Source organism: Streptomyces odontotermitis, assembly GCF_050510915.1.
Classification (GTDB): Bacteria; Actinomycetota; Actinomycetes; order Streptomycetales; family Streptomycetaceae; genus Streptomyces.
In genome coordinates, this window is the sequence record NZ_JBNJLS010000024.1 from 1 (window position 1) to 17,214 (window position 17,214).

Sequence of the window (17,214 nt, forward strand, 5' to 3'; positions counted from 1 at the left end):
GGCCGGCATCGTCGCGCAGTCGGCCGGGCGGCCGACAACTTCTCGCTGAGCTCACCGGCCGCGGCCCGTGAGGTAGTCGCGCACCCGGTCCACCAGACCCGTGCCGGGGGCGAGCAGCTTGTTGCCCGGCGGCGTGTTGGGGGCATGCGGGTGCGGACGCGTGGGCGCGGTCTTCTTCGCCGAGCGGATCTTGTCGCCGAGGTCGAGCAGTTCCTCGTCGGTGCACGCCTCGCGCAGGCGGGGGAACAGGTTGTTCTCCTCGTCCCGCACGTGCGCGGCCACCTCGGCCTGCAGAGTGGCGACCAGTTCGTCGAATGTCGCCGCGCCCGGCGGGAGTTGCTCCACCTGCTTGAGGAGCTTCTCCACTCCGGCGTGGTCCTTGAGCTCCTTGTCCGCCAGCGCGTCGCCTCCCGGTACGTGGCGACGCACAGCCGGGTAGAGGTGCTCCTCCTCCGCCACCGAATGCCGCACCAGCTCGATGGTGAACTCGTGCGCGATCTGCTTTCGGTCCTCGCTGCCAGGGACGGCCTTGTCGAACCGGGTGAACATCTCCTCCACCTCTCGGTGGTCGGTGACGAGTTCGGTGATGACGTTGTTCCGGCCTCCTGCCATGGCGCTCCTCCTCCATCTTGTCCGTGCGCCCGCTCAATCCTTGTTCGTGCGCCCGCGCCGGGTGCCCAGCCGCTGCGGCACGACACCCGTGGCCGGCATCGGCAGAACCCACGGAGCCTCGCCCGGTTGAAGAGCGCGAACCGGGTACCCGGGAGAGCCTCGCGACGACCGCATGGACGTCGCGCCGCAGGACGCGGGAATCCGCACCAGACACGCACGGAGGAGCCCCCATGGCCAACGCGGACAGCCCTCAGGACCCGGCCACCGCGCATCCGCGCCCCGACTTCCCCGGCAGGACCAGCAGCCACCGGGCTGGAGCGGCCCCATGGACCCGCCGCCTGACCACGGGGAGGACTCGTACAAGGGCGCGGCCCGGCTCACCGGCCGCAAGACGGTGCTGACCGGCGGCGATTCGGGAATCGGTCGCGCGGTGGCGCTCGCCTTTGCCCGTGAGGGAGCCGACGTCCTCTTCACCCACGGCCTGGCCCGGATGCTGGTGAACGACGGCGAACAAGCTCCTCTGGGGCGCCCTGCGCAGCCGGCCGAAATGGCTCCGGCTTACGTCTATCTCGTATCTCGCCTCGGACCAGGCCAGTTTCATCACAGCGGAGATCCTCAACGCCACCGGCGGCACCCCCCTTCCGTGAGCCGCGGCGCCCGCGGAGTACGCCTCTCCCCCGAAAGGAGAGCCAGCAGTGCGAGGCACCAACAGACCTGAGGAGGCAACAGTGGCAAAGGAGCACGGCACGGACACGGAACCCGAAGAGCGCGAAGAGCGCGGCGACGCCCCGGCGCGGACCGCGCGCGAAGAGGTCCTCGACGAACTGGAACAGGCCGCGCTCAAGGCCGATCCCGAGCGACGCGGCCGGCGCGAGGACCACACCGGCGAGGCCGCAGACACCCTCACCCCGAACCGTTCCGCGCAGGAGGACGCGCAAGGCGACGACGCCTGACGGCGCCGGGCTGGACGTCAGACGGCTGGACGTCAGACGTCGAGGGACGTTCGTCGATGAACAAGGCGCAGCCGGCCCGTGCGGTGGGGCGCTGAGCAACCGAATCGCCCGGCCGCCGGGACCGCCCCGTTCAGGCCGACGGTCCGTGCGGCACGGGCCGGTCGGGAAGATCGCGTGGCACAACGGGGGGGACGCTTGCCGGGAGTCTCGGGTCGCACCTCGGGCTCGGGCCGGTTCGTCGTGGCTCTCCTTCCCGTCCATGGCCGTTCAGAGGTGGTCGCGTGGTACGGACTCGTTCCACGTCCCGGCGAAGACGCGCCGCCGCCCCTCGAACGCGTCCAGCGTCGCCGCCACGTGGAACTCCCGCTCGTCGCAGGTGAGTTCCGTGCGCGTGACGACCTCCGTGTCCCAGTCCTCCCGACGGAACCGCATCGTCCACGTGGACTCGCCGGTCACCGACGTGAAGTCGTCGGCCACGGCGCCGTACCGTTCGACCGCCCGACGCCCCACGTCCAGGTCGATGCCGTCGAAGCGGACCGTCCCGGTGTCCTTGACGATTTCCAGGGCGGAGGCGTACGTGACCAGTTCGCGGCGCACCTCCCACCTCTGCTCCGGGGGTGTGAGCTGAGTGGTGGGGAGCGCGGGAGCCCCCTCGGGCGGACCGAAGGGATTCGCTCCCGGCTCCGTGTCGTCGAACGGCCGAGGCGGACGCACCGGCAGGGCCAGGGTGCTGCTGCCCTCATGAACGCCGAGCAGGACCGGTCGCGGCGGCGGCCAGGCCAGTGGCCAGTAGGAGGTGGACAGGGACAGGCGGATCCGATGGCCCGCCGGGAATGTCTGGGCGACGCTGTTGAGGTGCACACTGGCGCGGTACCGGCTGCCCGGCTGCAGCGCCTCGGGCTCGTCACCGCCGTCGCGCCGGGTCAGGTTCAGCAGCCCGTACGTGATGCGTGTCGCGCGTCCGTCGGGAGCCACGTCGGAGAGGCGGGCCGCGACCATGGCGACCGGTTCGTCGACCGACACCTCGAGGTCCGCCCGCGGCGCCCCGAGGATCTCCAGCGGCTCGGTCAGCGCGTCCGTCTCGAAGACCAGGGAGCCGCCGTCCTCCTCGCGCTGGTCGTAGGGCAGGTCCGGCGGGGCGTTGTAGGAAGCCCACTTGCCGGCGAACTGGCCCACGGACAGCGGCGACTGCACCGTCAGCACACCGTGCCCGGCGCCTTCGCCGGACTCCGGCCAGCCGATGCGGTGCCGCGTGAGCGGGTGGACGCGTTCCCGCACATGGGGCGAGGGCCACGACGGTTCGGCCACCCAGCGTCCCGGCCTCTCGGCGTAGGAGGTGGAGGGGGGCACGCTCTCCTGCATCCAGGTACGCAGCATGGGCCCGTCCATCACCCCGTTGTCGGCGCCCTTGAGCCAGTGGTCCCACCAGCGGACGAGTTCCTGCAAGTACCCGATGGCGGGACCCGGTTCGCCCAGGTGCGGGAACTTGTGCGACCACGGGCCGATCAGCCCCTTGCGGGGCACGTCGAGGTGGGCGAGCAGGCGCGTGACCGCGTTGGAGTAGCCGTCGGCCCATCCGCTGGAAGCCAGCACCGGACACCGGACGGCCGCGTAGTCCTCGCAGACCGAGGCGTGCCGCCAGTAGTCGTCACGGCGCTGGTGGCGCAGCCACTCCAGTACCCAGGGGCCGGCGCTCTCCAGGCGCTCGTGCCACATGTCGCGCCACCGGTCCCCGACCACCTCGGGGTCGGGCGGGCAGGTGGCGTACGCGAACATGGTGCCCGCCTCGGCCAGGCTGTCCGAGAGGAGCGCCCCGCCCATGTAGTGCATGTCGTCGGCGTAGCGGTCGTCGGTGAAGGAGGCGATGGCGATCGCTTTGAGCGACGCCGGGCGGCGCGCGGCGACCTGGAGCGCGGCGAACGCTCCCCAGGAGATGCCCATCATGCCCGTGCCGCCGTCGCACCAGGGGCGCCGCGCGAGCCAGGCGAGGACCTCTTCGGCGTCCTGCTGTTCGCGTTCCAGGTACTCGTCGGTGAGGACGCCCTCGGAGTCGCCGGTGCCGCGCAGATCGACTCGGACACACGCGTATCCGTGTCCGGAGAGGTAGGGGTGGTGGAGGGAGTCGCGCACCGAGGACAGGTCGCGTTTGCGGTAGGGGATGTACTCCAGGATCGCCGGTACGGGTTCTCCGTCGCTGGAGGCAGGACGCCAGATGTGAGCGGACAGGCGCACTCCGTCGGACATCGGGATGCGTACGTGGGCTTCCTCGCGGATCTTGTGAGGGAGGTCGGTCACAGTGCGCATGGAGGGGGTCGTGCTCCTTTCGTCGGGTCGGGGCCGACAGGCGCGGGCGCTCAGGCCGGGTCGGACTGTCGGTCGCGGGTCGGCGCGGTGTCCTCGAAGGAGAGGCCGAGAGCGGCCACGCAGCGGTCGTACTTGGCGCGCAGTTCCTTCTCGCTGTCGCCGCCCGTGAAGATGTGCGCCAGTTCGTAGCTGTAGCTGTCCTGCTGCGACAGGTCGGACAGGCGCTGCCGTTCCCTGGGAGCCACGTCGACGCGGACACCGGGAATCTCGCGTTCGATCCGGTCCAGCTCGTCGCGGCCGGGCACGTCGCGCACCACGCCGTCGGTGAACCAGCGGTGGTACCACTTGGCGGCCATCGCGTAGCGGCCCTCGCCGTGCGGCATGCGCGGGTCCTCGCCACGCGCCAGGGCGAGCATGCAGTGGTGGTTGGGCACGCCGTCGACGAAGTGGAACAGCTCGGCGTGCGACTGGGAGTGGCGCGGGTTGATCTCCAGGATGCGGACGGCCTCCGTGCCCGGGTCGTAGAAGAACTCGATCGAGAACGTGGCGCCCTCCATGCCGATGCGGCGCATCACCCGCTCGGACACGTCGTGCAGTTGGCGGATCACCGGCTGCGGGAGCATCGAGGGGTACTGGTGACGCAGGAACGAGGAGCTGTCCGGGTAGTTGATGGAGTCGAGGACGCCGTAGACGGTCACCTCGCCCTGGTGCACGTAGCCCTCCACGGCCACCTGGATTCCGGTGAGACGCTCCTCGGCGAGGCAGACGAGGCTTCCGACGTCCGCCATGTCGGGCGGCAGTTCCAGCCGTTCCATGACGAACTCGAAGGGGCGGCCGACTCGGCCGATGCCCGCTCGGATCTCCCGTACCGCGGCGCGGAAGCCGTCCTGGTCCTCCACCCCGAAGGCCAGCTCGGAAGAGTACGAGAGGGCGGGCTTGAGCCACAGCGGGTAGGAGACGCCGTCGGGGAGCCGGGGCTCGTCGGCCTCGAGAACCACCCGGCCGAACGCGGGCACCGCCTCCGGAGCCGCCGCGCGCTGCTCCAGGCGGCTCCAGTACTTGTGCTCGCACTTGACGACCGAGGCCAGATCGGTGGCGCGGGTGCCGTACTCGCGGGCGAGGATCGGCACCATGGTGGACACCGGGAAGTCCCAGTAACCCGTGATCGCGTCGACCGTGCCGTCGAAGGCGTCGAGCTCGCGGCGGGCCCGGGCGAGCAGGTCCGGCACCGAGACCTCTCCGTCCTGCAGTTCCTCGATGGCCAGAACGCCGTGGAACCGGCAGTCGTGCCCGGCGCCGGCCGCACGCAGCGTCGGCAGATTCGCCTCGTCCATGCCGATGACGAAGATGTCCTCGCTCACTTGGGCTCCTTCGGGGCTGACAGGAATCTCGACGCGGTTCGGACGCGGGCCGGACGTGGAGCTGCCGCCCGAACGGGCCGGGCACCGGGTGCCCAGGGGACGTCGTGCGTATGCGTGGGAGCCAGGAGAGTTCCCTGGAGGTGAGCTCCGGACTGTTCGGGGCTTCCCGCTCCCGCCGTAGGGGGCGGGAGAGGCGGAACTCCAGAAGGAGACCTCGTGGTGCCGCACCACGGCCGGCCGGCCGCCCACGAGTCCCGACGCCGACTCGACCGGCCGGACCAGCAACGCGGCGAGTGGTGCCACGGCGATCAGGACGGCGGTGACCACCCACATGAACAGCACCCACTCGACCGCCTCGAAGTTCAGACGGCCCGCGACGTACGAGCCCCGGCAGACGGCCACGGCGCAACACACCACCATCGCGTCGCGGCTTCGCGCCGCCCCGGCGTCACCGGGACGCCGACGGGGCGACTCCCCCGGTTCACACGGCGCTGGTGAGGTGCTCGACAGATCCCGAAGTCCAGGATCCGCAGCATTCAGCCGAGGAGTTGTGTATGTCCAGAGCGCGCCGTTCGCGCCGTACCCTCATAGCCGCCGCCGTGTCCGTGGTCGCCGCCACCACGGCCGTGGCCGTGACCGCCACGGCGGGGGCCTCCGGGACCAAGGACCAGGCCGCGCAGGCGATCAAGGGCGGGAAGGCGAAGAACGTCATCCTGCTGATCGGTGACGGCATGGGTGACTCGGAGATCACCCTGGCCCGTGACTACACGGTCGGCGCGAACGGGCGCCTGAACATGGACAAGTTCCCGCTGACCGGGGCGTACACGACGTACGCGGTGCACGCCGACGGCACCCCCGACTACGTCACCGACTCGGCGGCCAGCGGCAGCGGCTGGGCGACCGGTGTGAAGACCGTCAACGGGCGGATCTCCAAGACGCCGGGCACCGACAAGGCGGTGCCGACGATCCTGGAGCTGGCGCAGAAGCGCGGCTACGCGACGGGTTCGGTGACCACCGCCGAACTGACCGACGCCACCCCGGCGGTGCTCGCCTCGCACGCCACCGACCGCAGCTGCCAGGGCCCGGCCGACATGGCCAAGTGCCCGGCGGACACGATCGCCAAGGGCGGCCCCGGCTCGATCGCCGAGCAGAGCGTGAACCACAAGGTCGACGTCCTCCTCGGCGGCGGCAGGCAGCGCTTCGACCAGAAGGTCACCGACGGCACGTACAAGGGCCTGACCGTGACCGAGCAGGCCAAGAAGCTCGGGTACCAAGTGGTCACCAATGACGGGGAGTTGGCGAAGGTCACGTCCGTCAAGGGCGGCAAGCCCGTCCTCGGCCTGTTCGCCCCCGGCAACGTCCCCGTCGAGTGGACCGGCAAGGCCGCGGCCAAGGGCGGCACCGACCCGCAGCGCTGCACCACCTCCAACCCGAACCGGCCCGCGGGCACCCCCGCCCTCGAGGACCAGGCGAGCAAGGCCATCAAGCTCCTCGAGGCCAAGCAGAAGAGCCGCAAGGGCGGCAAGAACGGGCAGGGCTTCTTCCTGCAGATCGAGGGCGCCTCGATCGACAAGCAGGACCACGCCGCCGACCCGTGCGGCCAGATCGGGGAGACCGCGGCCTTCGACCGGGCCGTGAAGGTCGCCCGCGACTACGCCGCCAAGCACCCCGACACCATGGTCGTCACCACCGCCGACCACGCCCACACCAGCCAGATCGTGCCGCTGGAGGCGCAGCCGCCCGGCCTCTCCTCGACCCTGGTCACCGACGAGGGCCAGCAGCTGAAGGTCAACTACTCGACCAACACCCCGGGCCAGTCCCAGGAGCACACCGGCACCCAGGTCCGCATCGCCGCCCAGGGCCCGCAGGCGTACCGCGTGCTCGGCGTCACCAACCAGACCGACCTGTTCACGACGGTCCGCGAGGCGCTCCGACTGCGCTGATCCTGCGGCCGGTTGAGCCGCCGGTGAGTTGAACCGCCGGCCAGCCGAGCCGTCGGTCAGCCGAGCCGTCGGTCAGCCGAGCCGTCGGTCAGCCGAGCCACGGCAGCACGACCCGGACGACCAGGCCCCCCTCAGGGCGGGCCGTCGCCGTGGCCGTGCCGCCGTGGGCGCGGGCCACCGAGCGCACCAGGGCGAGACCCAGGCCGTGGCCGCGCTCGCTGCCGACGCGAGGCGTCGCCCGGTAGAACGGCTCGAAGAGGCGGTCGGTGGTCTCCGGGGCGATCCGCGGGCCGGAGTTGGCGACCTCCAGCACGACGGCCGCCTCGCCTTCCCCCTCGCCCTCGTCCTTGGTGCCGTCGCCCACCGTCACGCTCACGAAGGCGTCGGGCGCCCCGGTGTTGTGCGCGACGGCGTTCTCGACGAGGTTCCGCACCAGCTGCCTCAACAGCGTGGCGCTGCCCCGGACTTGGCGGGCGGCGGCGTCGGCGTGGACGGAGAGGGCGGGGCCGTCCGCGGGCGGGGCGGCCTCCGCGACGACCTCGCGTACGAGAGCCGTCAGGTCCACCGGCTCGGTGTCGCACGGGACTTGGTCCGCGGCGGCGAGCGCCAGGAGCTCCTGCACGACCCGGATGTTGCGCTCGTTGGTCTCCGTGAGCATCGGCAGCAGCTCGCGCAGGGACTCCCCCGAGCCGTCGGCGGCCGCGAGCTGGAGTGCGGCGCGGGTGGTGGCCAGCGGGGTGAGCAGCTCGTGGGAGGCGTTCGCGGCGAAGCGCTGGTGCGCCGCGAAGGACTCCTCCAGGCGCGCCAGGGTGGTGTCGAAGGTGTCCGCGAGCTGCCCCAGCTCGTCGCGCGGGCCCTGCGCGTTGATGCGGTATGCGAGATCGCCCTCCCCCGCCTGGGCCGCCGCGCGGTTGATGGTCTGCAGCGGTGCGAGCAGGCGGCGCGAGATGACCCAGCCCGCGGCGAGCCCCACGGCGGTCACCACGAGGAGGCCGCCGACGGAGATGGCGAGCACCGACGACCAGACGTCCTCCTTGTCGCGGATCAGCCCCGACGAGTCGACTCGCCGTCCGGGTTCGGGGGTCGTGGTCGGGCCCGGCGTCCGGGGGCCCGGCGTGTGCGGTTCGACCCACTGCGGCGCGGTGGCCGACACCGTCGGCTGGGGGCTCACTTCGATGGTGGACGCGAAGTCGTACGTGGGGACGAAGCGGATCCCGACGTAGATCACCGCGACCATCAGGGCCGAGCAGGCGACCAGGGCGCCACCGAAGCCCAGGAAGAGGCGCACGTGGATGCTGAGCGTGCGGGGGCGCCCGGCCCCGCGGGACGGGCGGGGCAGGCGGGACGGGCGGGGCAGGCGGGGCAGGCGGGGCAGCCTCATGCGGTGCCCAGGTAGTAGCCCGCGCTGATGGCGGTGTGCACGAGCTGCGGCTCGCCCAGCTTCTTGCGCAGCGTGTGCACGACGAGGCGGACCGCGTTGGTCAGCGGATCGGCGTGCGCGTCCCACGCCTTGTCCAGGAGGTACTCGGCGCTCAGCACCCCGCCGTCGGCGCGCAGCAGGAGTTCCAGGACCGCCAGCTCCTTGGGCGTGAGACGGACCTCGTGGCCCGCCCGGGTCACCCGGCGCCGGTGCGTGTCGAAGGTGAGGTCGGCGAAGGTGAGCACGGGGGCGTGGGCCTGCGGGCTGCGCCGGTACAGGGCGCGCAGGCGGGCCACCAGCTCGGGGAAGTCGAAGGGCTTGGCCAGGTAGTCGTCGGCGCCGAGGCCGAGGCCCTCGACCTTGTCGCCGAGGCGGCCCGCGGCCGTGAGCATGAGGATGCGGCAGTCCAGGCCCTGGGCGACGATGCGGCGGCAGACCTCGTCGCCGTGGACGCCGGGCAGGTCGCGGTCGAGGACCACCGCGTCGTAGTCGTACACCGCCGCCTTCTCCAGGGCGGCCTCGCCGTCGTGCACCACGTCCACCGCCATGGACTCGCGGCGCAGCCCCATCTCGATGACGCGCGCCATGTACTGCTCGTCCTCGACCACCAGCACCCGCACGCCGTCTGCCCCGTCCGCACCGTCTGTACGTTCTCGACGGTCGTGACCGTCCGTACCGTCTGAGAATTCCATGAAATGGCGGAGTACCGATTCCGGTAATTCGCCCCTGCCTCGCCCACATTTACCAGATCTCGCCTTTGAACCGTGTATGAGGACCGCGGCCGCACCGCCGCGGCCAAACACGGTTGAAAACAGCGGCTGCCTAGCGTCCCATGCCATGAACCTCTTCAAACGGGCCTGGTGGCGGCTGACGGGCCACCTGGGGAAGACGCTGATGCTGATCGGTCTCTTCTTCGTGATCTGCACCCTGGTGCTCTCCGGATTCCTCATCCAGTCCGCGGCCGCCCGTGCCGCGGACGCCGCCAAGCAGCGGGTGGGCGCGGTGGCCACCATGCAGCTGGACGTGAACGGCCTGATCAACTCCGGGAAGATGGACAAGCCGGACGGGCCTCAGGGCGGCACGATCGGCGCCGAGGGCGATCTGCACGCGAGCCTCGTCGACAAGATCTGCACGTCGTCCGCGGTGGCGAAGTGCAATTACGCCACCGACGGCGGCGCTTTTCCCACGAAATCCACCAAGCTGCACCAGCCCGTGCCGCCTCCTAAGGGCCAGGACACACTCGGCACCGACCTGTTCAGCGCCTCCGGAATCCTGAATCTCGACGAGGTCAAGGAATTCCGTAACGGCGACTCCAAGCTGATCGCCGGGCGCGGCATCACCCCGGACAGCAGGAGCGACGAGATCGTCGTCGAGGAGCGCGTCGCCAAGGACAACCACCTGAAGGTCGGCGACCGCATGAAGCTCATGGTCGGCGTCCTGCCGGGCGCCGGGCAGGAGCGCGACAAGCGCGAGTACTCCTTCAAGGTCGTCGGCGTCTACAAGAGCAGCACGCCCGACAGCGGCCAGTACGTCCCCGCGATGATGGACCCCGCCAACCGCGTGTACGTCACCCCGGGCGGCGGCTCCAAGCTGGAGGGCAAGGGCGCCAAGGACACCGTCCTGAAGAACGCCACCTTCACGCTGAAGGACCCCGACGACCTCGGCCGGCTCAAGAAGGACGCCGAGGCCGCGGGCGCCGATCTGCGGATCTTCCCGATCACCGTCAACGACAAGCAGTACAAGACGCTCGTCGGGCCCATCAACAAGACCGCGGACTTCGCCTCCGTCACCGTCTGGCTGGTCGCCCTCGCCGGCACCGTGATCCTCGCGCTGATCGTCGCCTCGTCGCTGCGCGAGCGCCGCAAGGAGCTCGGCATCCTGCTCTCCCTGGGCGAGAAGAAGCCGCGGCTGCTCGGCCAGCACCTGGTCGAGGTCGTCGCCTGCGCGGTCGTCGCCGTCGGCCTGGCCGGGGCTTGCAGCCAGTTCCTGTCCCAGGGCATCGGCGACAAGCTCCTGGCCGGCGAGGTGTCCTCGGCCAAGGAGGACACCGCGAACAAGCCCCAGGAGCCGGACTACACCAACTCCCTGGGCAGCGGCGGCGGCAAGGACCAGCCGGAGGTCGAGCCGATCAGCTCCATGGACATCCGTCTCGGCCCGGCCGACATCGGCAAGGTCGGCGCCACCGGTCTGGGCATCGCCGCCCTGGCCACCCTCGTCCCCGGCTCCCGCGTCCTGCGCCTGAACCCGCGCGACATCCTCACGAAGGGCGACTGACGTGACCTCCCACACCTCCCACACCTCCCCCACCTCCCCCACAGCTCCTACCGCCCCCACCGCTCCCGCCCTGCTCGAACTGGCCGACGTGACCCGCACCTACCAGAGCGGCAACCGCCGCCGCGCGGTCCTCAAGGGCGTCAACTACCGCTTCGAAGCAGGCCGGATGTACGCCGTCGTCGGCCCCTCGGGGTCCGGCAAGACCACGCTCCTGTCCCTGGCCAGCGGCCTGGACGCGCCGAGCTCCGGCACGGTGAGCTTCCGGGGCCGGGACATCTCCCGGCTCGGCCTCGGCCGGTACCGCAACCAGCACGTGGCGACCGTCTTCCAGTCCCTGAACCTCCTCACGTACATGACCGCGGTGCAGAACATCACCTCCGCCATGGAGATCACCGGCGTCAAGGGCGGCCGCCGCAAGCAGCGCGCCGTCGAACTCCTCACGCTGCTCGGCGTCGAGCCCACCGAACACCACCGCCGCACCCTGCAGCTCTCCGGCGGACAGCAGCAGCGCGTGGCCATCGCCCGGGCCCTGGCCTGCGAGGTCGACGTCCTCTTCGCGGACGAGCCCACCGGGAGCCTCGACCACGAGACGGCCGACGGCATCATCGAGGTGTTCCGGGGGCTCGCCCACGACGACGGCAAGTGCGTGATCGTCGTGACCCACTCCAAGGAGGTCGCCGCCGCGTCGGACGAGGTACTGCACCTCAAGCGGGGCAAGCTGACGGCGTAGGCCGGACGACCGGCCGGAGACGAGACAGGACGAGACAGGACGAAACGAGGCGGGAGGCCCCGGCCATGGACGCGGAGCAGGTGCACGACCCGGAGAAGGCGGCGGCCGCGGCGCGCTCCGTCCGGGGCCTCGACGCACGGCTCGTGGAGTGCCGGGCCTGCCCGCGCCTGGTGGAGTGGCGCGAGGAGGTCGCGCGGACCAAGCGCCGCTCCTTCGCCGACTGGACGTACTGGGGCAGGCCCGTGCCCGGCTTCGGGCCGCCGGACGCCCGGCTGCTGATCGTCGGCCTCGCCCCGGCCGCGCACGGCGGCAACCGGACCGGCCGCATGTTCACCGGCGACCGCACCGGCGACGTCCTCGTCGCGTGCATGCACTCCGTGGGCCTCGCGGGCATCCCCACCTCGGAGCGGGCCGACGACGGGCTCACCCTGCACGGGACGCGCTTCACCGCGCCCGTGCACTGTGCCCCGCCGGACAACAAGCCCACGACCGCGGAGCGCGACACCTGCCGCAGCTGGCTGGTGCGGGAGCTGGAGTTGCTGGCGCCGACGCTGCGGTCGGTGGTGCTGCTGGGGGCGTTCTCCTGGCAGACGACGCTGCCCGCGCTGGCCCGTGCGGGGTGGGAGGTGCCCCGTCCCCGGCCCGCCTTCGGGCACGGGGCCACCGCGGTGCTGCCGCCCGTCGACGGGCGGCAGCGGCACGAACTGCGGCTCTTCGGCAGCTACCACCCGAGCCAGCGGAACTCCTTCACCGGCCGGCTCACCCCCGCGATGCTGCGCGAGGTGCTCGCGGACGCGGCCCGCGCCGCGGATCTCCCCCTGCCGTGACCCTCTGCCGCGCTGACTTGCCCTGACCAGCTGCCCTGACCAGCCGCCCTGACCAGCTGCTCCGACGCCCACCCCCCAACCGGGCCGTCCCACCCGCCCGTTAGCCTCGGTCGCGGACGAAGGGCAGAGCGATCAGTACAGGCAGAACGGGCCGGACAGCGGTCACCCGCGAGGCGGAGCACGCCCTCGCGATCCAGTTGCTCGGCCCGGTGCGGGCCCTCCGGGACGGGCGTGAACTGCCCCTCGGCCCGCCCCAGCAGCAGGCGGTCCTCGCCCTGCTCGCGCTGCGCAGGGGGCGCGCCATCGGCGCGGGCGAACTCATCGGGGCCCTCTGGGGCGAGGCACCGCCGCCGCGCGCCCTCGGCACCGTACGGACGTATGTCTCGCGGCTGCGCAAGCTCCTCGAACCGGCACGGCCACCGCGCGCGCCCGCCACCGTCCTGGTGTCTGCCGGGGACGGCTACGCGCTGCGTCTGCCCGCAGCTGCCACCGAAGCCGCCATACCCACCGAAGCCACCGAGGCCGTCGAAGCCGTCGAGGCCGTCGACGCCATCCGGTTCGAGGGGCTGGTGGCGCAGGCCGCGGCGGCGCGGGCGGACGGGGACACCGGGCGGGCGCACGCCCTGCTGTCCCAGGGGCTCGGCCTGTGGCGCGGCAGTGCGCTCGCCGGGCTGCGCGGGCCGTTCGTGGAGCGGGAGCGCGGGCGGCTCGGGGAGCTGCGGGTCAGTGCCCTCGAGGAGTTGTACGGGTGTGCGCTGGACCTCGGGCGGCACGCCGCGGCCGCCCCCGTGCTCGGCGAACTGGTGGGCGCGCACCCGCTGCGCGAACGCCTGCGGGTGCTGCAGATGATCGCCCTGTACCGCAGCGGGCGGCAGTCCGAGGCGCTCACCGCGTACGCCGAGGCCCGCCGGGTGCTTGCCGACGAGCTCGGCGTCGCCCCCGGCCCCGAGCTCACGGCGACCCATGCCCGCGTCCTCGCCGCCGACCCCGGCCTCGACCCGCCGCGCCCCACGGCGGCGGAGCCCCCGCCGGCCGTCCGGCCACGCCAACTGCCGCTCAGCGTGCCGGACTTCACCGGACGCGCCGCCGACCGCGAGGAGCTGCGGCGCACCCTCCTGCGGGCCGGGAGCGGACAGCCGCCGGCCCCGGCCTGCGCCGTGATCACCGGCATCGCGGGGGTCGGCAAGACGGCGCTCGCCCTGCACGTCGGGCACCTGGTGCGGGACCATTTCCCGGACGGCACGCTCTACGCCGAACTGCGCGGCCTGTCCGGGCGGCCCGGGGCCCGCCGCACGGACCGGCCAGGGGCGGGGAGCGCAGCCCCGCACGAAGCCGAGCCCGGCCTGCTGCACGAGGCGGGCCCCAGCGACAGCGGCACCGTCCTCGGCGCGTTCCTGGAAGCGCTCGGCGTCGAGCGGGAAGCGGTGCCCGAACAGCCCGAGCAGCGCGCCGCCCTCTACCGCTCCCTGCTGTCCGAGCGCCGCGTCCTGGTGGTGCTCAACAACGCGCACGACGGCGCGCAGGTCGCCCCGCTGCTGCCCGGCACCGGCGCGAGCGCCGCCCTCGTCACGGCCCGCAACCGCTCCCTGGTGCTGCCCGGCTGCCGGCCGGTCGCCCTGGACGCCATGGCCGAGGACGAGGCGGTCGCCCTCCTCGCCGCCATCGTGGGAGAGCGGCGGACCGCGGCCGAACCCGAAGCGGCCCGCGCCCTGGTGGCGGCCTGCGGACGGCTGCCGCTCGCGCTGCGGATCGTGGGGGCGCGGCTCGCCGGACGCCCCGGCTGGTCCCTGGCCGCCCTCCTGGAGCGGCTCGCCGACGAGCGGCGGCGCCTGGACGAACTGCAGGCCGGCGACCTGGACGTGGCGGCCGCCTTCCGGCTCGGCCAGCAGAGCCTGACCCCCGAAGCGGCGCGCGCCTTCCGGCTGCTCTCCGTCGCCGACGCGCCCGAACTGCCCCTTGCGGCCGCGGCGGCGCTGCTCGACACCGACGAGGAGACGGCCCGCGACCAGGCCGAACAGCTCGTCGACGCGGGCCTGTTGGAGGAGTGCGGCCCGGACCGGTACGGCTTCCACGATCTCGTACGGCTCTCCGCGCGCCGCCAGTGCGAGCGCCTGGAGTCCGCCGACGTGCCCAGGGCGGCCGCGCTGCGCCTGATCGACCACGTGCTGGCCACGGTCCGGGGTGCCTACGCCCGGCTGGAGCCGCACGACATCCTGCCCCGCCACTGCCGCACCCCCGACCGCCCCGGCACCCCCCTGGCCGACACGGACGCGGCCCGCCGCTGGGTCGCCGCCGAGGCCGACCTGGTCACCCGCACCATCGCGCAGGCGGCTGCCGAGGCGACGGCGACCCGCGAGGCGCTGCGGGCGGCGGGCGACCTGGCCTGCCTCTGGTTCTTCCTGGTGCCGACCCCGGCACGCCAGCACGACCTCGTGGCCGTCCTCACCCCGGTCATCGAGGCGGCGGAGCGCCTCGGCGAGCTCTGGGGCCAGGGCCGGGCCCGCTATGTGCGCGGGCGGACCTCCTTCTACTGGACGCGGGTGCCGGAGGCGAGCGAGCGGGATCTGTCGGCCGCGCTGCGCCTGGCGCGGGAGGCGGAGGATCCGCTCGGACTCGCCCGCGGCGCCAACCAGTTGGGCTCCGTCCTGCTCACCAGCGGCCGCCCCGCGCAGGCGGTGAGCCACTTCGCGCGGGCCAGGGACGGCTTCTTCGCTCTCGGCGACACGGCCCGCGCGGGCCGCTGCTGCGTGAACATCGCCCGGGCGCGCCTCGCGCTCGGCGACGCGGCCGCAGCCCGGTCCGCCGCGGAGCAGGGCGTCGCCCTCGCCGCCCCCTCAGGCAGCGTCTACGGCACGGCCTACGCGCACTACCAGTTCGGCCACATCCTGACGAGCACCGGCGACCCGGAGGCGGCCGAGCCCCAACTCCTGCTCGCCCTCGACGGGTTCGAGCGGGCCGGGCGGCGGGTGTGGGCCGCGCTCACCCGGGGCCGGCTCGCCGAGTGCGCCCTCGCGCGGGGCCTGCCCGAGCGGGCGGCCGGCTACGCCGAGGCGGCCCTGGCCGAGGGCATCGCCTATGACTCGGCGCGCTGCCAGGCCCTCGCCCACGCGGCGCTCGGCCGCTCCCTGCTGGACCGGGACCGCCCCGCCGAGGCCGGGGAGCACCTCCGCACGGCGCACGAGCTGTTCGTACGCCATCAGGCGGTGGAGGCCGACGAGGTGCACCAGCTCCTGACGGCCATCGCACCTGAGGTCCAAGGCAGTGGTGCGGGCGGGGCCTGACGGGGAAGGAAAGACCCGGCGTGGGCCCCCAAGCCCACGCCGGGATCGACGTGGGCGCGACCCGGACCCGGGCGCCGCTCGGCACCGTCCCTGACTTCCCTGTGCCTGCCCTGCGCCGGAGGCATGCCCCCACATGCCCCGGCGGCCGGTCGACGGGCGCGCTCTCCACGTACGCACGGCACTCTGCCGCACCCGGATCAACGTCCGATCAACGCGGTCGGTGGACGACGTCGAAGACGTTCTTCTGCAGGCCGTTGGCGTACGTCGCGTGCTCGACCAGCTTCAGGTGCTGCGTGTCCTTGTCGGCGTCGCTGAACAGGCGCTTGCCCGCGCCGAGCAGGAGCGGGAAGACGAGCAGGTGGTAGCGGTCGATGAGGCCCGCGTCCGAGAGGCCGCGGTTGAGGGTGGCGCTGCCGTGGATGATGATCGGGCCGCCCTCGGTCTCCTTCAGGGCGGCGACGTCGTCGAGGGAGCGCAGGATCGTGGTCTCGCCCCAGTCCGACACGAGGGCGTCCTCGGTGAGGCTGGTGGAGACGACGTACTTGGGCATCACCTTGTAGTCGGCGAAGTCCGCCATGCCGGGCCAGACCGGGCTGAACGCCTCGTAGCTGACCCGGCCCATCATCATCGCGGCGGCCTCCTGCTGCTCCCGCCCCTTGATCTCGAACGCCTCGGGGAGGAACTCGATGTCCTTGAAGGTCCACCCCGCGTTCCGGTAGCCCGGCTCGCCGCCCGGGGCCTCCACGACGCCGTCGAGCGAGACGAAGGCAGTGCTGATCAAGGTACGCATCTCAAGGCTCCCGGTGTTTCGTAGGTTGTTGCCGGTAGTGACCGTTGGGTGCGGTGAAACTCATCGATCAGCGCCCGGCCAGGGGGAGAATCTATTCGAACAGCGCGGTGTCGCCCGCCCCGCGGCGCACGATCTCGACGTCGCCGTCGGAGAAGTCGATGACCGTCGTCGGCTCGGTGCCGCAGTCGCCCGAGTCGACGACGGCGTCCACCACGTGGTCGAGCCGCTCCTTGATCTCCCAGCCCTGGGTCAGGGGCTCCTCCTCGTCGGGCAGGAGCAGGGTGCTGGAGAGCAGCGGCTCGTCGAGCTCGGCGAGCAGGGCCTGGGTGACGGTGTGGTCGGGGATGCGCACCCCGACGGTCTTCTTGCGGGGGTGCAGGAGCTGGCGCGGGACCTCTTTCGTGGCCGGCAGGATGAAGGTGTAGCTGCCGGGGGTGGCGGACTTGATCGCCCGGAACACGTCGTTGTCGACGTGGACGAGCTGGCCGAGCTGCGCGAAGTCCCGGCAGACGAGGGTGAAGTGGTGCCGCTCGTCGAGCCGGCGGATGGCGCGGATGCGGGCCATTCCCTCCCGGTTGCCGGGCTGGCAGCCGAGCGCGAAACAGGAGTCCGTCGGATAGGCGATGAGATCGCCGGAGCGGATGCCGTCGACCACGTTGCCGATCACGCGCCGCTGAGGATTGTCGGGGTGCACGTCGAAGTACTTCGCCATCCGGCGA

At 72.4% G+C, this 17,214-nt stretch carries 13 protein-coding genes and 1 pseudogene; 7 read left to right on the forward strand and 7 right to left on the reverse strand.

All coding sequences use genetic code 11. The annotated features are described in order from the left end of the window. Nucleotides 1–51: 51 nt before the first annotated feature. The gene (locus ACQB60_RS39115) at nucleotides 52–612 is read right to left on the reverse strand and encodes a hemerythrin domain-containing protein (protein WP_496930852.1); all 561 of its coding nucleotides are present in this window, start codon (nucleotides 610–612) and stop codon (nucleotides 52–54) included. Nucleotides 613–842: 230 nt separating this feature from the next. Between ACQB60_RS39115 and ACQB60_RS39120 the strand changes: the two are divergent. Together ACQB60_RS39120 and ACQB60_RS39125 are read left to right on the forward strand one after the other, a co-directional pair. Next, nucleotides 843–1,090: pseudogene (locus ACQB60_RS39120) on the forward strand (NAD(P)-dependent dehydrogenase); the annotation flags it as partial. A 250-nt stretch (nucleotides 1,091–1,340) separates the two neighbouring features. Further along, nucleotides 1,341–1,565, forward strand: coding sequence for a hypothetical protein (locus ACQB60_RS39125; protein ID WP_496930853.1), 225 nt, complete (start codon nucleotides 1,341–1,343; stop codon nucleotides 1,563–1,565). Nucleotides 1,566–1,832: 267 nt separating this feature from the next. Here ACQB60_RS39125 and ACQB60_RS39130 read toward each other — a convergent pair whose 3' ends face one another. Beyond that, a complete protein-coding gene (locus tag ACQB60_RS39130) occupies nucleotides 1,833–3,869 on the reverse strand; it encodes a CocE/NonD family hydrolase (RefSeq protein ID WP_496930854.1) in 2,037 nt (678 codons plus the stop codon). 50 nt (nucleotides 3,870–3,919) lie between these two features. Next, nucleotides 3,920–5,203, reverse strand: coding sequence for an ATP-grasp domain-containing protein (locus tag ACQB60_RS39135; protein ID WP_496930980.1), 1,284 nt, complete (start codon nucleotides 5,201–5,203; stop codon nucleotides 3,920–3,922). Nucleotides 5,204–5,784: 581 nt separating this feature from the next. Here ACQB60_RS39135 and ACQB60_RS39140 point away from each other — a divergent pair. Beyond that, on the forward strand, nucleotides 5,785–7,173 hold the full coding sequence (locus ACQB60_RS39140) for an alkaline phosphatase (protein WP_496930855.1): 1,389 nt from the start codon (nucleotides 5,785–5,787) through the stop codon (nucleotides 7,171–7,173). 88 nt (nucleotides 7,174–7,261) lie between these two features. On the opposite strand, the gene ACQB60_RS39145 is transcribed toward ACQB60_RS39140, so the two are convergent. Further along, complete coding sequence (locus ACQB60_RS39145) at nucleotides 7,262–8,554, reverse strand: sensor histidine kinase (RefSeq protein ID WP_496930856.1); 1,293 nt, start codon at nucleotides 8,552–8,554, stop codon at nucleotides 7,262–7,264. After that, the gene (locus ACQB60_RS39150; protein WP_496930857.1) at nucleotides 8,551–9,213 is read right to left on the reverse strand and encodes a response regulator transcription factor; all 663 of its coding nucleotides are present in this window, start codon (nucleotides 9,211–9,213) and stop codon (nucleotides 8,551–8,553) included. Before ACQB60_RS39150 ends, ACQB60_RS39145 begins: the two co-directional genes overlap by 4 nt. 217 nt (nucleotides 9,214–9,430) lie before the next feature. On the opposite strand from ACQB60_RS39150, the gene ACQB60_RS39155 reads away from it, so the two are divergent. From ACQB60_RS39155 to ACQB60_RS39170, 4 genes are all read left to right on the forward strand, one after another. Beyond that, the gene (locus ACQB60_RS39155; protein ID WP_496930858.1) at nucleotides 9,431–10,867 is read left to right on the forward strand and encodes an ABC transporter permease; all 1,437 of its coding nucleotides are present in this window, start codon (nucleotides 9,431–9,433) and stop codon (nucleotides 10,865–10,867) included. 70 nt (nucleotides 10,868–10,937) lie between these two features. Continuing rightward, nucleotides 10,938–11,597, forward strand: a complete 660-nt coding sequence (locus ACQB60_RS39160; RefSeq protein WP_496930981.1) for an ABC transporter ATP-binding protein — start codon at nucleotides 10,938–10,940, stop codon at nucleotides 11,595–11,597. Nucleotides 11,598–11,662: 65 nt separating this feature from the next. Continuing rightward, the gene (locus ACQB60_RS39165; RefSeq protein ID WP_496930859.1) at nucleotides 11,663–12,424 is read left to right on the forward strand and encodes a uracil-DNA glycosylase; all 762 of its coding nucleotides are present in this window, start codon (nucleotides 11,663–11,665) and stop codon (nucleotides 12,422–12,424) included. 209 nt (nucleotides 12,425–12,633) lie between these two features. Beyond that, on the forward strand, nucleotides 12,634–15,705 hold the full coding sequence (locus tag ACQB60_RS39170; protein WP_496930860.1) for an AfsR/SARP family transcriptional regulator: 3,072 nt from the start codon (nucleotides 12,634–12,636) through the stop codon (nucleotides 15,703–15,705). A 208-nt stretch (nucleotides 15,706–15,913) separates the two neighbouring features. Here ACQB60_RS39170 and ACQB60_RS39175 read toward each other — a convergent pair whose 3' ends face one another. Both ACQB60_RS39175 and ACQB60_RS39180 read right to left on the reverse strand, forming a co-directional pair. Then, on the reverse strand, nucleotides 15,914–16,495 hold the full coding sequence (locus ACQB60_RS39175) for a dihydrofolate reductase family protein (RefSeq protein ID WP_496930861.1): 582 nt from the start codon (nucleotides 16,493–16,495) through the stop codon (nucleotides 15,914–15,916). Nucleotides 16,496–16,586: 91 nt separating this feature from the next. Further along, complete coding sequence (locus ACQB60_RS39180) at nucleotides 16,587–17,207, reverse strand: L-threonylcarbamoyladenylate synthase (RefSeq protein ID WP_496930862.1); 621 nt, start codon at nucleotides 17,205–17,207, stop codon at nucleotides 16,587–16,589. Nucleotides 17,208–17,214: the final 7 nt, after the last annotated feature.